The 13,984-nt window shown below is 53.6% G+C and carries 16 protein-coding genes; 8 read left to right on the forward strand and 8 right to left on the reverse strand.

What is annotated here, in order from left to right; all coding sequences use genetic code 11:
• Positions 1 to 80: 80 nt before the first annotated feature.
• The 4 genes from RS584_RS17435 (at position 81) to RS584_RS17450 (ending at position 2,856) form a co-directional block, all read left to right on the forward strand.
• A complete protein-coding gene (locus RS584_RS17435) occupies positions 81 to 455 on the forward strand; it encodes a DUF2799 domain-containing protein (protein WP_315748383.1) in 375 nt (124 codons plus the stop codon).
• Between the two features lie 153 nt (positions 456 to 608).
• Positions 609 to 1,145: a YfiR family protein gene (locus RS584_RS17440; protein ID WP_015571570.1), complete on the forward strand. Its 537-nt coding sequence runs from the start codon at positions 609 to 611 to the stop codon at positions 1,143 to 1,145.
• Entirely contained in the window at positions 1,138 to 2,358 is a 1,221-nt protein-coding gene (dgcN, locus tag RS584_RS17445) for a diguanylate cyclase DgcN (protein WP_017692859.1), read from the forward strand. Before RS584_RS17440 ends, dgcN begins: the two co-directional genes overlap by 8 nt.
• A gap of 12 nt (positions 2,359 to 2,370) precedes the next feature.
• On the forward strand, positions 2,371 to 2,856 hold the full coding sequence (locus tag RS584_RS17450) for an OmpA family protein (protein ID WP_315748384.1): 486 nt from the start codon (positions 2,371 to 2,373) through the stop codon (positions 2,854 to 2,856).
• A gap of 2 nt (positions 2,857 to 2,858) precedes the next feature.
• Here the strand turns inward: RS584_RS17450 and RS584_RS17455 are convergent, their stop codons facing one another.
• The 7 genes from RS584_RS17455 to ffh all read right to left on the reverse strand — a co-directional run bounded on the left by RS584_RS17455 (position 2,859) and on the right by ffh (position 8,276).
• The gene (locus RS584_RS17455; protein WP_315748385.1) at positions 2,859 to 4,229 is read right to left on the reverse strand and encodes a PepSY-associated TM helix domain-containing protein; all 1,371 of its coding nucleotides are present in this window, start codon (positions 4,227 to 4,229) and stop codon (positions 2,859 to 2,861) included.
• A 38-nt stretch (positions 4,230 to 4,267) separates the two neighbouring features.
• Complete coding sequence (locus tag RS584_RS17460; protein ID WP_315748386.1) at positions 4,268 to 4,672, reverse strand: DUF2946 domain-containing protein; 405 nt, start codon at positions 4,670 to 4,672, stop codon at positions 4,268 to 4,270.
• Positions 4,673 to 4,804: 132 nt separating this feature from the next.
• Positions 4,805 to 5,152, reverse strand: a complete 348-nt coding sequence (gene rplS, locus RS584_RS17465; RefSeq protein ID WP_002914145.1) for a 50S ribosomal protein L19 — start codon at positions 5,150 to 5,152, stop codon at positions 4,805 to 4,807.
• Between the two features lie 43 nt (positions 5,153 to 5,195).
• Entirely contained in the window at positions 5,196 to 5,963 is a 768-nt protein-coding gene (trmD, locus tag RS584_RS17470) for a tRNA (guanosine(37)-N1)-methyltransferase TrmD (protein ID WP_003863138.1), read from the reverse strand.
• A gap of 31 nt (positions 5,964 to 5,994) precedes the next feature.
• Entirely contained in the window at positions 5,995 to 6,534 is a 540-nt protein-coding gene (gene rimM / locus RS584_RS17475; RefSeq protein ID WP_015571575.1) for a ribosome maturation factor RimM, read from the reverse strand.
• Between the two features lie 15 nt (positions 6,535 to 6,549).
• Positions 6,550 to 6,798, reverse strand: coding sequence for a 30S ribosomal protein S16 (gene rpsP / locus RS584_RS17480; RefSeq protein ID WP_003863133.1), 249 nt, complete (start codon positions 6,796 to 6,798; stop codon positions 6,550 to 6,552).
• Positions 6,799 to 6,914: 116 nt separating this feature from the next.
• Complete coding sequence (gene ffh / locus RS584_RS17485) at positions 6,915 to 8,276, reverse strand: signal recognition particle protein (protein WP_003863132.1); 1,362 nt, start codon at positions 8,274 to 8,276, stop codon at positions 6,915 to 6,917.
• A gap of 166 nt (positions 8,277 to 8,442) precedes the next feature.
• On the opposite strand from ffh, the gene RS584_RS17490 reads away from it, so the two are divergent.
• Positions 8,443 to 9,234 carry an inner membrane protein YpjD gene (locus RS584_RS17490; RefSeq protein ID WP_014832951.1) on the forward strand — a complete coding sequence of 264 codons (792 nt, stop codon included), beginning with the start codon at positions 8,443 to 8,445 and terminating at the stop codon, positions 9,232 to 9,234.
• A 19-nt stretch (positions 9,235 to 9,253) separates the two neighbouring features.
• Entirely contained in the window at positions 9,254 to 10,540 is a 1,287-nt protein-coding gene (locus RS584_RS17495; RefSeq protein WP_026094274.1) for an HlyC/CorC family transporter, read from the forward strand.
• Between the two features lie 52 nt (positions 10,541 to 10,592).
• On the opposite strand, the gene grpE is transcribed toward RS584_RS17495, so the two are convergent.
• On the reverse strand, positions 10,593 to 11,186 hold the full coding sequence (gene grpE / locus RS584_RS17500; RefSeq protein WP_003863126.1) for a nucleotide exchange factor GrpE: 594 nt from the start codon (positions 11,184 to 11,186) through the stop codon (positions 10,593 to 10,595).
• Between the two features lie 122 nt (positions 11,187 to 11,308).
• Here grpE and nadK point away from each other — a divergent pair, with 122 nt between their 5' ends.
• Together nadK and recN are read left to right on the forward strand one after the other, a co-directional pair.
• The gene (gene nadK, locus RS584_RS17505; RefSeq protein WP_017383004.1) at positions 11,309 to 12,187 is read left to right on the forward strand and encodes an NAD(+) kinase; all 879 of its coding nucleotides are present in this window, start codon (positions 11,309 to 11,311) and stop codon (positions 12,185 to 12,187) included.
• A gap of 85 nt (positions 12,188 to 12,272) precedes the next feature.
• On the forward strand, positions 12,273 to 13,934 hold the full coding sequence (gene recN / locus RS584_RS17510) for a DNA repair protein RecN (protein ID WP_086523996.1): 1,662 nt from the start codon (positions 12,273 to 12,275) through the stop codon (positions 13,932 to 13,934).
• Positions 13,935 to 13,984: the final 50 nt, after the last annotated feature.

A 13,984-nucleotide genomic window follows, 5' to 3' on the forward strand; every position in this document is an offset into this window, starting at 1 on the left:
GTCATGGCCTAAAATCGTAAAGTTAAAATTACACACGCACGCCTGTAAGTCAGGCTATGCTCACAAAAAGGAGAATAGCCATGCGTTCAATTATTTTTATGTTGTTGTCGCTGATTTTGTCGGGTTGCCAGATCAATCCTTATACTTTTCAGCCTGACTGGACCAGCCCGGACTGGTTCACGGCCGGTAAAGAAGACGCTATGAATGGTGTTCCGGTTAAAGATAACCAGTCTCTGGCCGATAGTTTTAATGACCCTCAGGTTGATCGAGCGGAATATCTTCGTGGCTACGCTAACGGACAGAAAAAAATATGCGAAGAGGGCTTTATTCACGCCTGGGGATTAGCGGCCAAATCATTTCCTGCCAGCTGCGATGCAACTGAAAATGCAGTAAAACTGCATGAATCCTGGCAACAAGGATTGGATGAAAGTATGCGTTCCAGCAGGCTTAATTGAGCCTGCCTTAATTCCTCTGAATATAGCTCACTGTAAGATTTAGCTTAGGTCAAAACAGGGATATTTCTGACATAATGACGGCTTTGATAAACAATGGTATTCTGCCGACAATTCTTAAGGACATCTATTTCCGGGGCGGTTTGGCGGATTCTGATGAGAAATGCAATCTTGATCGCTTTGCTCCGACTCCCCCTGGTGCTAATACTGTTCATTTTAGTAGCCCCTGCAACGGCAGGCTCGTTCACGGAAACGGATAAATCAGTACGTTCGATTGTTTCTGGTATTGTGAGCTACACCCGATGGCCAGCACTGTCCGGCCAGCCTAAGCTCTGTATTTATGCCTCTTCCCATTACAGACAGGCGCTCAGCAGTGAAGATGAACACAACCCGTTGCCCTATAGTCCTGTCATTGTGCATAGCGATCGGGAAGCACTCGCAGCAAGGTGTGATGCCCTCTATTTCGGGAGCGAGTCGCCGGCAAAACAACAGGAAATAATAAATCAATATCAGGGCCAGGCGTTGCTATTAATGTCAGAACAAAATCCTGAATGCGTTATTGGCAGCGCATTTTGTCTGATAATAGAGCACAACCTCGTCAGGTTTTCCGTAAATCTGGATGCGCTGGCGCGCAGTGGCGTAAGAGTCAATCCGGATGTATTAATGCTCGCACGGAATAAGAAGCATGAATAAGGAAGTCGCACCAACACCGCGTCCGACATTTAAAAGAACGTTGCGACGAATCAGCATGATAAGCGTCATTATAACGATGACGTTTATATGGTTGCTGCTGTGTTTCGCTTCCGTGGTGACATTAAAGCAATACGCGCAAAAAAACCTCGAACTTACCGGCGCCACCATGAGCCACAGCCTTGAAGCCTCTCTGGTGTTCAACGATGCCGTGGCGGCAAATGAAACGCTGGCGACCCTCGGCAAGCAGGGGCAGTTCGCCGTGGCGGAAGTGCTTAACGCACATCATAAACGGTTTGCCTGGTGGTCCTGGAACCCGGCGGATAATACCGACACGCTGGGCGCGCTGGTCAACCGGTGGTTGTTCCCTGTTCCTGTCGCACAGCCCATCATTCATAACGGCAATGTGATTGGCGAAATTCGTCTGACCGCGCGAGACAGCCTGATTAGCCACTTTATCTGGCTCTCATTTGCGGTCCTCACCGGCTGCATTCTTTTTGCCTCTGCCGTCGCATTGACCATCACCCGCTCGCTACATCATGGCATGGTTGTTGAAATGCAAAACATCACTGACGTTGTGCATGACGTTCGCACTAACCGCAACTTCTCTCGCCGGGTAACGGAAGGCCGCATTGAAGAGTTCCACCAGTTTGGTGAAGACTTCAACAGCCTGCTGGATGAAATGGAAGAGTGGCAGCTCAAGCTACAGGCGAAAAACGCTCAACTGTTGCGTACCGCCATGCACGATCCGCTCACGGGGCTTGCAAACCGCGCCGCGTTTCGCAACAACATTGCGGCATTAATGAACGACGCTTCAGCAAAAACCAATTCTGCCCTGCTCTTCCTGGACGGTGATAACTTCAAGGTTATCAATGACACCTGGGGTCATGCCGCGGGTGACTGCGTACTGATCGAAGCCGCCAAAAGGATGGTCGAGTTTGGCGAAAAACGTCATCAGTCTTACCGTCTTGGCGGCGATGAATTTGCCATGATCCTTTACGGCGTCCACACCGCACGTGAGGTCGAATTTATTTGCGCTGCGCTGTCGCAGCAATTTATCCGTCCGTTTGATCTGCATAACGGGCACACAGCATCAATGTCCCTCAGCATTGGCTTTGCTCTGGCGTGGGAAAATGCCTCCGTTGAAGCATTACTGGAGCAAGCCGATCGCAATATGTATCTGGTCAAAAACCAGCGTTCGAAAACAATATCCTGAAAGGAAGACGATATGTTAAAGCGATACTTTGCGCCGTTAATACTGGCATCACTGGTAATGTCCGGATGCCAGTCATCCCCTGAAGGGAAATTCACGCCAGAGCAAATTGCGGCCATGAAATCCTACGGCTTTAACGAACTGAATGGCGACTGGTCTCTGGGCCTGTCGGATAAGATCCTGTTTGATAAAAATGACGCCAGGCTGCGCCCGGAAAGTGAAACGCAGATCCAGACTATGGCCTCACGCCTGGCGGCAACCGGTCTGAACCACGCCAGGATGGATGGCCATACGGATAACTATGGCGAAGAGAGCTACAACGAAGCGCTTTCGTTAAAACGTGCCAATGTTGTGGCGGATGCCTGGGCGAAGGGCGCGAACATCCCGTGCAGCAATCTCACTACGCGGGGCTTAGGCAAAAAATACCCTGTCAGCAGCAACCGCACTGCGCAGGGGCGCGCTGAAAATCGCCGGGTTGCGGTAGTCATCAGCACGCCTTAAGGCTATTTAACGGATGTTCCGGCGAGCGACACGCCTGAAACCGCTCGCCAGCGCAGCCAGTCAATCACAATAAAGACCGCCAGACTGACGCCCATTACCGGCAACGCCAGCCCCAGCAGGAGGCTTATCAGGAACGTCACTCCCCTTCCCCACAGCGGCAATGCCAGCCAGCTTTGACAGAGCGTCTTTACCGGGTTCGCGGCTGACGTTGCAGGGCGACGCATCCACCACATCCGGTATCCCCAGATAATTAACACACACAGCGCAACGCCAAACGCGATGAGCAGCAGCTGATTTGCCAGACCAAACAGGATCCCCATATGGAAATCCACGCCCCAGCGGGTGAGTTTAGCCATCAGCGGGAAATCCCCGAAGCGAGTGCTGTCCAGCACCTTCAGTGAGTGGGGATCCACGGCAACGGCATCAACCTGCGTAGGCCAGCGGCGATCGATTTCCGTCACCGTCCAGGCCTGGTCGACCCTGCTTGCCGGACGGATCTCAACGTTGTTCGCATCAATCCCTGACTGGCGGGCGACCTGCAATACGCTGTCAAAAAGCGACAGTTTGACTGGCATTTCAGGCATCGTCATTCCCCCGTGATGACCACGATGTTCGGCGTGTTCATCCCTCATTTCCGGCGCACCGGAAAGGGTGGTATTTACCTGCGGCGTCAGCCAGTTCATCTCTGCACGCAGCTTATCGACGTTGCCACCGGCCCATTGTGACCAGGTTAACCCGGTGACTGAGAACAGCAGCATTCCCGCCAGTAACGTCCAGCCTAAGATCACATGCAGGCGACGACGATTCTGGAAACGATTGTTAATACGGCGCTTCGGACGGGTGTAGAACCACAGCGCGATCCCGCCCAGGGCAGCAACCCACATCCACGAGGCGGCTAACTCGCTATAGAGGCGCCCGATGTTGCCCAGCATCAGCGAGGTATGCAGATAATCGATAGTCTGACGCAGCGGTAAAATCCCGCTGGTGCCGTACACGGTCATATCCCCTCGAATCTCAAGGCTGGTGGGATCAATAAAAATAGCCCGATGCTCGGAGGGACCCAGCGCCGGGTCGGCAAACATCACGCGGGTCGTTTCGCCCTCTTCCAGCCCCGGACGTACAGCATGTAAACGCAGCGCTGAACCCACGGCCTTTTCCGCCACGGCAATTTGTTCAGCAAGAGGCTGCGCCTCACCCACGGCATCCGTGTGGAGTGCATGATGGTACAGCGCCTTTTCAAGCTGCGGCGTGGCGACATACAGCGTTCCGGTCAGCGCTGCGAAGAAGATAAACGGACCGACAAACAGCCCGATATAGAAATGGAGGCGACGCAGCAGGTTTCCCCATGCCGCGCGCGGAGTGCAGGTAGTCATACTTTTCCTTTTTAAGGCAAAAAGTGAGTGATTTTGTTTTAAAGGGAGAAAGCAGACCGACGCGGCGGCGCGCGGGTATCGGGGTAAAGCCAGGGGAAAAAGTGCCAGTGGCTGACCGCCTGACGAGGCGGTTTCACGCGCAGCCGCTGCAACACCACGCTGAGCAGAACGATAAGCGCCAGCATCACGCCCGGCACATGCGCTAACAGCACGCAGTAGCCGCATGCTTCCGCATGGTCAACTGGCATAGAATGCGGCATATCACCATCATGCTCGTCCATCGACATCATGCTCATGTCATGGTGCATACCCGGCATGGCGCTCATGGGATCTTTTTGCAGCGAGACGGAGATCAGCGGCGCCACGACGATCAGCAGGATCGCAAACAGCGCGGTCAATGCCGCTGCGCGTTTCCAGTTACGCTGATGCAGTACGTTATCCACTTACCCTCCACCCAAGAGGTGAACATTGTAAATGATTTATGACGGAAGGGTTAACATGAGAGGTGCGATGGGATAAAAAAAGGGCCAGCCTTTCGGCCAGCCCTTTCTAACAGGATGTCGCTTAAGCGAATCTTAGTTCAGACGCTCTTTAATACGAGCAGACTTACCAGTACGCTCACGCAGGTAGTACAGTTTAGCTTTACGTACAGCACCACGACGTTTAACAGCAATGCTGTCAACTACCGGAGAGTGAGTCTGGAAGACACGCTCAACGCCTTCGCCGTTGGAAATTTTACGAACAGTGAATGCAGAGTGCAGACCGCGGTTACGAATAGCGATAACCACGCCCTCGAATGCCTGCAGACGTTTTTTGGAACCTTCAACAACCCATACTTTCACTTCCACGGTGTCACCTGGACGGAAGGAAGGTACGTCCTGCTTCATCTGCTCTTGTTCAAGTTGCTTAATAATGTTGCTCATAATTTAATCTCTTATCCTGGGTAAACTGATATTCGGGAGCGTATTACGCTTTCCCATCATGTTCATGCTGCTGGTGCGCGTGTTCAGTTTTGAACTCGGCCAGCAACTTTGCTTGCTCTTCAGTCAGAGCCAGGTTTTCCAGAAGTTCAGGTCTTCTAAGCCAGGTTCGGCCCAGCGACTGCTTCAAACGCCAGCGACGTATCTCGGCATGGTTTCCAGACAGTAACACTGCCGGGACTTCCATCCCTTCTAACACTTCAGGACGAGTATAGTGTGGACAGTCCAGCAACCCATCGGCAAAGGAATCTTCCGTTGCCGAAGCTTCATGGCCCAGAACCCCCGGAATAAACCGGGCGACGGAGTCAATCAGCGTCATTGCCGGTAACTCACCACCGCTGAGAACGTAATCGCCGATAGACCATTCTTCGTCAATCTCGGTTTGAATTACGCGCTCATCTATCCCTTCGTAGCGACCACAGACCAGAATCAGCTTTTGATTCGTCGCCAGTTCGCTCACGCCCGCTTGATCAAGCTTGCGTCCCTGAGGTGACAGATAAATCACCTTCGCGCCTTCACCTGCCGCGGCTTTTGCTGTGTGAATGGCGTCCCGTAAGGGTTGCACCATCATCAACATCCCCGGTCCGCCGCCGTAAGGACGATCGTCCACGGTACGGTGCCGGTCGTGCGTGAAGTCACGAGGACTCCAGCTCTGGATGCTCAGCAGGCCATTCTTTACTGCCCGGCCAGTTACCCCGTAATCGGTAATCGCGCGGAACATTTCAGGAAACAGGCTAATTATGCCAATCCACATAGCGCCGTCTTTTACCGTTTATCCGGAGAATTTAAAAACCAGGATCCCAATCTACTTCAATGGTTTGAGTAGTGAGATCGACTTTCTTGATAACCTGTCCATCGAGGAACGGAACCAACCGCTCCTTGATGCCAAATGCATCTTTCAGGTTTGCCTTAATGACGAGAACGTCATTTGACCCGGTTTCCATCATGTCGATGACTTTCCCCAGGCTGTAGCCTTCAGTGGTCACTACCTGGCAACCCATAAGGTCTTTCCAGTAGTAGTCACCCTCTTCCAGCTGTGGCAACTGCGACGAATCCACGACAATTTCACAATTAGTCAGCGCATTCGCGGCATCACGATCGTCAATGCCTTTCAGCTTGATGATGATGTCCTGATTGTGGTGACGCCAGCTTTCCAGCTCGACCTCTTCCCACTTACCGGCTTTCTGGATAAACCAGGGCTGGTAATTAAAAATGCTATCAGCGTCTTCAGTGGAGGAAAACACTCTGAGCCAACCACGGATACCGTAGCAAGAACCCATTTTTCCCAATACGATCGGTTCAACAGGTGCTTTATTGCTCATCATGACCACCGTGACAGATTAAGCTGCTTTGTTTGCTGCTTTGATCAGCGTAGCAACGCGATCGGAAACAGTAGCGCCCTGGCCAACCCAGTGAGCGATACGATCCAGATCCAGACGGGTTTCTTCTTCTGCGCCAGCGGCCAGTGGGTTGAAGAAACCAACGCGCTCGATGAAGCGACCGTTGCGTGCATTACGGCTGTCAGTCACAACAACCTGGTAGAACGGACGCTTTTTAGCGCCGTGACGAGCTAAACGAATAGTTACCATAACATCCTCTTGTGTGAATAAAACAACCGGGCCCCATCGAGGAACGGAGCCCGGGTGTCATATTAAAAGCCCGAAAATTTTACTCATTTTCGGGCAAAAAGCAATCTCAAAAGCGATTAACGCCCAGGAAAACCGGGAGGCATCATGCCTTTCATGCCGCGCATCATCTTCGCCATGCCGCCTTTCTTCATTTTCTTCATCATGCGCTGCATGTCGTCGAACTGTTTCAGAAGGCGGTTAACGTCCTGCACCTGCATGCCGCAACCGGCTGCGATACGGCGTTTACGGGAACCTTTGATGATTTCTGGCTTCGCGCGCTCTTTCAGCGTCATCGAGTTGATGATGGCCTCCATACGCACCAGCACTTTGTCATCCATCTGGGATTTGACGTTGTCCGGGATCTGGCCCATGCCTGGCAGTTTGCCCATCAGGCTTGCCATGCCGCCCATGTTTTTCATCTGACGCAGCTGCTCAAGGAAGTCGGTCAGATCGAAACCGTCGCCCTTTTTCAGCTTGCTGGCGAGTTTTTCCGCCTGCGCGCGGTCAACCTTGCTTTCAATATCTTCGATCAGCGACAGCACGTCGCCCATGCCGAGGATACGGGAGGCAATACGATCCGGATGGAACGGCTCCAGCGCTTCGGTTTTCTCGCCCACGCCGAGGAACTTGATTGGCTTACCGGTGATATGACGAATAGACAGCGCCGCACCGCCGCGGGCATCGCCGTCCACTTTGGTCAGCACCACGCCGGTTAACGGCAGGGCTTCGTTAAACGCTTTTGCGGTGTTCGCCGCATCCTGACCGGTCATGGCGTCAACAACAAACAGGGTCTCTACCGGATTGATAGAGGCATGCACCTGCTTAATTTCGTCCATCATCGCTTCGTCAACGTGCAGACGACCGGCGGTATCCACCAGCAGCACGTCGTAGAATTTCAGCTTCGCCTCTTTCAGCGCCGCGTTAACGATATCGACAGGCTTCTGCGCCACGTCGGACGGGAAGAAGTCTACGCCAACCTGCTCGGCCAACGTTTCCAGCTGTTTGATCGCCGCCGGGCGATACACGTCCGCCGACACCACCAGCACCTTTTTCTTGTGCTTTTCGCGCAGGAATTTCCCCAGCTTACCGACGCTGGTGGTTTTACCCGCACCTTGCAGACCCGCCATCAGCACGACGGCCGGCGGCTGAGCCGCCAGGTTTAGCACCTGGTTCTCTTCGCCCATCGCCGAAACCAGTTCGTTACGGACGATTTTGACGAACTCCTGACCCGGAGTCAGGCTCTTGTTCACTTCATGGCCAACCGCTTTCTCTTTCACGCGGTTGATAAAATCACGCACGACCGGCAACGCGACGTCTGCTTCCAGCAGCGCCATGCGCACTTCGCGCAGCGTTTCCTTGATGTTCTCTTCGGTGAGGCGTCCACGGCCGCTGATGTTGCGCAGCGTGCGCGACAAACGATCGGTTAAATTATCAAACATTGTCTCTCGCCTGGGGTAGAAACGTTGGGTCGCTTAAGCGACACATACACAGAATTTTGCCGGAGTATAACATGAAGGCGCCTTTGTTGTTATGCAACGGTTGGAGCAGGCGTCACGTAACGTTATACTGCTTCTCTTTCTTATTAAGACAACTGTCGACGCCTATATGCCTGTTTTCGCACTGATCGCCCTTGTTGCCTACTCTGTCAGCCTCGCGCTGATCATTCCTGGCCTGCTGCAAAAAAACAGCGGCTGGCGGCGCATGGCTATTCTTTCGGCAGTGATCGCACTGATTAGCCATGCGTTTGCGCTGGAATCACGCATCATTCCCGGCGACGGCAGCGTGCAAAATCTGAGTGTACTGAACGTCGGCTCGCTGGTCAGCCTGATGATCTGTACGGTCATGACCATTGTCGCGTCTAAAAACCGTGGCTGGCTGCTGCTGCCGATAGTCTACGCCTTTGCGCTGATCAACCTGGCGTTAGCCACGTTCATGCCCAATGAGTTTATTACTCACCTGGAAGCCACGCCGGGGATGCTGGTGCATATTGGCCTGTCGCTGTTCTCCTACGCGACGCTGATCATCGCCGCCCTTTACGCCATGCAGCTCGCCTGGATTGACTACCAGCTGAAAAATAAAAAGCTGGCGTTTAACCATGAAATGCCGCCGCTGATGGTGATTGAGCGTAAGATGTTCCACATCACCCAGGTCGGTGTGGTTCTGCTGACACTGACGCTGTGCACGGGCTTGTTTTATATGAAGAACCTGTTCAGCGTGGAGAATATCGATAAAGCGGTCCTCTCCATCATCGCGTGGTTTGTCTATATTGTCCTGTTATGGGGCCATTATCATGAAGGCTGGCGCGGTCGCCGCGTGGTCTGGTTCAACGTAGCGGGTGCGGGCATTCTCACGCTTGCCTATTTTGGTAGCCGCTTCATACAGCAATTTGCTGGCTAAGTAACAAAAGGAGTTCCCCCTGGAACACATCTCTACCACCACGCTGATCGTCATTCTGGTCATCATGGTGGTCATCTCCGCTTATTTCTCTGGCTCTGAAACCGGCATGATGACGCTGAACCGCTACCGGTTACGTCATCGCGCCAAGCAGGGTAACCGTGCCGCGCGTCGTGTCGAAAAGCTTCTGCGTAAGCCGGACCGGCTGATTAGCCTGGTGCTTATCGGTAACAACCTGGTCAATATTCTCGCCTCTGCACTGGGCACCATCGTCGGGATGCGTCTGTACGGCAACGCAGGCGTGGCGATTGCCACAGGTGTGCTCACGTTTGTGGTGCTGGTGTTTGCGGAAGTGCTGCCCAAAACCATCGCCGCGCTTTACCCGGAAAAAGTCGCCTACCCGAGCAGCTTCCTGTTAGCACCGCTGCTTATTCTGATGATGCCGCTGGTCTGGCTGCTGAATATGGTGACACGGGTGCTGATGCGCATGGTGGGTATAAAGGCAGACGTCACCATTAGTAGCGCGCTCAGCAAAGACGAACTGCGTACCATCGTGAATGAATCCCGCTCGCAGATCTCCCGCCGCAATCAGGACATGCTCCTGTCGGTGCTGGATCTGGAAAAGGTCAGCGTTGACGACATAATGGTGCCGCGCAATGAAATCGTCGGGATTGATATCAACGACGACTGGAAGGCCATTGTCCGCCAGCTGACGCACTCCCCGCACGGGCGTATCGTCCTCTATCGCGATTCCCTCGACGATGCCATCAGCATGCTGCGCGTGCGCGAAGCCTATCGTCTGATGACTGAGAAAAACGAGTTCACCAAAGAGGTGATGCTGCGCGCCGCCGACGAAATTTACTACGTGCCGGAAGGCACCCCACTCAGCACGCAGCTGGTGAAGTTCCAGCGAAACAAGAAGAAAGTCGGCCTGGTGGTGGATGAATACGGCGACATACAGGGGCTGGTGACGGTCGAAGATATTCTGGAAGAGATTGTCGGCGACTTTACCACGTCGATGTCGCCTTCCCTTGCGGAAGAAGTCACCCCGCAAAACGACGGGTCAGTGCTTATCGACGGCAGCGCCAACATTCGTGAAATCAATAAAGCTTTCAACTGGCATTTGCCGGAAGACGAAGCGCGGACGATGAACGGAATGATCCTGGAAGCGCTGGAAGAGATCCCGGCGGCAGGCACGCGCGTGCGTATTGAACAGTATGATATTGATATTCTGGACGTTCAGGACAACATGATTAAGCAGGTGAAGGTCCTGCCCGTTAAACCTTTACGCGAAAGTATCGCCGAGTAATGTTGTAGGCCGGGTAAGGCGAAGCCGCCACCCGGCACTACGGGTCGGCAAATTACGCTTTCGCTTTCGCCACGGTCACCATCGCAGCGCGAATAGTACGACCGTTCAGGGTATACCCTTTCTGCATCACGCCCAGCACGTTACCCGCGGCAACGTCTTCGGATTCCACCATCGCAATGGCCTGGTGAACGTTTGGATCCAGCGGTACATCCGTATCGGCAATCACTTCAACACCGAACTTACGCACCACATCCAGCATGGATTTCAGCGTCAGCTCAATGCCTTCAATCATCGCCGCGTTATCCGGGTTAGCTTTATCCGCCACTTCCAGCGCGCGATCCAGGCTGTCGATCACCGGAAGCAGTTCGTTGACGAATTTCTCCAGCGCAAATTTGTGCGCCTTTTCAACGTCCAGCTCGGTACGACGGCGCAGGTTTTCCATTTCCGCTTTGATACGCAGTACGCCATCGCGTTCGCGATTCTGCGCTTCTACCAACTGAGCTTCCAGGTTGGCAATTTTTTCATCGCGCGGGTCCACCTGCTCAGCAGACGTGTCTGGCTCTACTGCCTCAACTTCATCGTGCTGTTCCGTGATAATTTCTTCAGGGGCTTGCCCCTCAGGCGTTTTCTGTTCTTTACTACTCATGAATTTCTCCGCGTTTTTCTGCATTCATCTCGCTAACTTCGCTTATTATGGGGATCAGTTTCCTGGATTCAAGGGAACAAGGCAGATTGTCATCATTCATCAGGCACAAGGACCTCCAGAAAATGAATAATCATTTCAGGTGTATTGGGATCGTCGGCCATCCGCGTCACCCTACCGCATTGACGACACATGAAATGTTGTATCGCTGGCTGTGTGGTAAAGGCTATGAAGTGATGGTCGAGCAGCAGATCGCCCAGGAGTTGCAGCTTAAAAGCGTCAGAACCGGCACGCTGGCGGAAATTGGCCAGCAGGCGGATCTCGCCGTGGTGGTCGGTGGCGACGGCAATATGCTGGGCGCGGCGCGAACGCTGGCTCGCTATGATATTAAGGTTATTGGTATTAACCGTGGCAATCTCGGTTTCCTGACCGACCTCGACCCGGACAATGCGCAGCAGCAGCTGGCGGACGTGCTGGAAGGCCACTATATCAGTGAAAAACGGTTTTTACTGGAAGCCCAGGTGTGTCAGCAGGACTGCCAGAAGCGCATCAGCACCGCCATTAACGAGGTGGTTCTCCATCCCGGTAAAGTGGCGCACATGATCGAGTTCGAAGTCTATATCGACGAAATATTCGCTTTCTCGCAGCGTTCTGACGGGCTGATTATTTCAACCCCGACGGGGTCAACTGCCTACTCGCTTTCAGCCGGAGGCCCAATCCTGACGCCATCGCTGGATGCCATTACTCTGGTGCCGATGTTCCCGCATACGCTCTCGGCGCGTCCGCTGGTGATCAACGGCGACAGTACCATCCGCCTGCGTTTTTCCCATCGCCGTAACGACCTGGAGATCAGCTGCGACAGTCAGATTGCGCTCCCCATTCAGGAAGGTGAAGATGTCCTCATTCGCCGCTGCGATTACCATCTGAACCTGATTCACCCGAAAGATTACAGCTATTTCAACACATTAAGCTCCAAGCTCGGCTGGTCAAAAAAATTGTTCTGATTTTGCATCCAGCACTTTACTGTATATAAAACCAGTTTATACTGTATACAAACACAGTTATGGTTTTTCATACAGGAAAACAATTATGCTGGCACAACTGACCATCAGCAACTTTGCCATTGTTCGTGAGCTTGAGATCGACTTCCATAGCGGAATGACGGCGATTACCGGTGAAACCGGTGCAGGTAAATCCATTGCCATTGATGCCCTCGGCTTGTGCCTCGGCGGTCGTGCAGAGGGGGATATGGTGCGCACAGGCGCCGCCCGTGCCGATCTCTGCGCCCGCTTCTCGTTGAAAGACACACCTGCCGCCCTGCGCTGGCTGGAAGCGAACCAGCTCGAAGACGGACGTGAGTGTTTACTTCGCCGCGTCATCAGCAGCGATGGCCGCTCCCGCGGTTTTATCAATGGTACAGCGGTTCCCCTCTCCCAGCTTCGCGAGCTGGGCCAGCTGCTCATCCAGATCCATGGTCAGCATGCGCACCAGCAGTTAATCAAACCCGAACAACAGAAAGCCCTGCTTGATGGCTACGCAGGTGAGTACGCGCTTACTCAACTCATGGCGGAGCACTATCGCCAGTGGCATCAAAGCTGCCGCGAACTTGCGCAGCATCAGCAGCAAAGCCAGGAGCGTACCGCGCGCGCCGAGCTGCTGGAATATCAGTTGAAAGAGCTGAACGAATTTAACCCACAGGTGGGTGAATTTGAGCAAATCGACGAAGAGTACAAGCGTCTGGCCAACAGCGGTCAGCTGCTTTCCACCAGCCAGACTGCCCTTAACATGCTGGCGGATGGCGAAGACGTGAATTTGCAGAGCCAGCTGTATAACGTGCGTCAGCTTGTGACCGAACTGACCGGCATGGACAATAAGCTTTCTGGCGTACTGGAAATGCTGGAAGAGGCCGCGATTCAGATTTCAGAAGCCGGGGATGAACTGCGCCACTACTGTGAACGTCTGGATCTCGACCCGAACCGTCTGTTCGAACTTGAGCAACGCATCTCCCGTCAGATTTCACTGGCGCGTAAGCATCACGTAACCCCGGAAGAGCTGCCGAATTACTATCAGTCTCTGCTGGAGGAACAGCAGCAGTTGGACGATCAGGCCGATTCCCTTGAAACCTTGTCTCTGGCGGTTAATCTGCATCATCAGCAGGCGCTGGAAACGGCGAAACGGCTGCACGACGTGCGGCAACACTATGCGCTGGAGCTTAGCCAGCACATTACCGACAGCATGCATACGCTGGCGATGCCGCATGGGGTGTTCACCATAGATGTTCGCTTTGAAGAGAATCACCTGACGGCGGAAGGCGCAGACCGCGTAGAATTCCGCGTCACCACCAACCCGGGCCAGCCTTTGCAGGCGATTTCGAAAGTGGCTTCCGGCGGTGAACTGTCGCGTATCGCCCTGGCCATTCAGGTAATTACCGCCCGTAAAATGGAAACCCCGGCGTTGATTTTCGATGAAGTGGATGTGGGTATCAGTGGCCCGACCGCGGCCGTTGTCGGCAAACTGCTGCGTCAGTTGGGTGAATCGACGCAGGTCATGTGTGTGACTCACCTGCCGCAGGTTGCCGGATGTGGTCATCACCACTTTATCGTCAGCAAGGAAACCGATGGCGAAATGACGGAAACGCATATGAAGCCGCTGGATAAACGCTCACGCTTGCAGGAGCTGGCACGCCTGCTCGGCGGCAGTGAAGTCACCCGCAATACGCTTGCGAATGCGAAAGAACTGCTGGCGGCATAAACTTTTTCGGGATCTCAGGGTCATACAGAACAACAAAAACGCCGCCAGAC

Source organism: Enterobacter sp. DTU_2021_1002640_1_SI_PRY_ASU_LCPMC_013, from assembly GCF_032389435.1.
Taxonomy (GTDB): Bacteria; Pseudomonadota; Gammaproteobacteria; order Enterobacterales; family Enterobacteriaceae; genus Enterobacter; species Enterobacter hormaechei_C.

Bases quoted from the DNA above. Each gene is read 5' to 3' on its own strand.
- RS584_RS17450 (WP_315748384.1), top strand. From the start codon at position 2,371: ATGTTAAAGCGATACTTTGCGCCGTTAATACTGGCATCACTGGTAATG.
- rpsP (WP_003863133.1), bottom strand. From the start codon at position 6,798: ATGGTAACTATTCGTTTAGCTCGTCACGGCGCTAAAAAGCGTCCGTTC.
- RS584_RS17440 (WP_015571570.1), top strand. From the start codon at position 609: ATGAGAAATGCAATCTTGATCGCTTTGCTCCGACTCCCCCTGGTGCTA.
- RS584_RS17455 (WP_315748385.1), bottom strand. From the start codon at position 4,229: ATGACTACCTGCACTCCGCGCGCGGCATGGGGAAACCTGCTGCGTCGC.
- nadK (WP_017383004.1), top strand. From the start codon at position 11,309: ATGAATAATCATTTCAGGTGTATTGGGATCGTCGGCCATCCGCGTCAC.
- dgcN (WP_017692859.1), top strand. From the start codon at position 1,138: ATGAATAAGGAAGTCGCACCAACACCGCGTCCGACATTTAAAAGAACG.
- RS584_RS17435 (WP_315748383.1), top strand. From the start codon at position 81: ATGCGTTCAATTATTTTTATGTTGTTGTCGCTGATTTTGTCGGGTTGC.
- grpE (WP_003863126.1), bottom strand. From the start codon at position 11,186: ATGAGTAGTAAAGAACAGAAAACGCCTGAGGGGCAAGCCCCTGAAGAA.
- RS584_RS17490 (WP_014832951.1), top strand. From the start codon at position 8,443: ATGCCTGTTTTCGCACTGATCGCCCTTGTTGCCTACTCTGTCAGCCTC.
- recN (WP_086523996.1), top strand. From the start codon at position 12,273: ATGCTGGCACAACTGACCATCAGCAACTTTGCCATTGTTCGTGAGCTT.
- trmD (WP_003863138.1), bottom strand. From the start codon at position 5,963: ATGTGGATTGGCATAATTAGCCTGTTTCCTGAAATGTTCCGCGCGATT.
- rimM (WP_015571575.1), bottom strand. From the start codon at position 6,534: ATGATGAGCAATAAAGCACCTGTTGAACCGATCGTATTGGGAAAAATG.
- ffh (WP_003863132.1), bottom strand. From the start codon at position 8,276: ATGTTTGATAATTTAACCGATCGTTTGTCGCGCACGCTGCGCAACATC.
- rplS (WP_002914145.1), bottom strand. From the start codon at position 5,152: ATGAGCAACATTATTAAGCAACTTGAACAAGAGCAGATGAAGCAGGAC.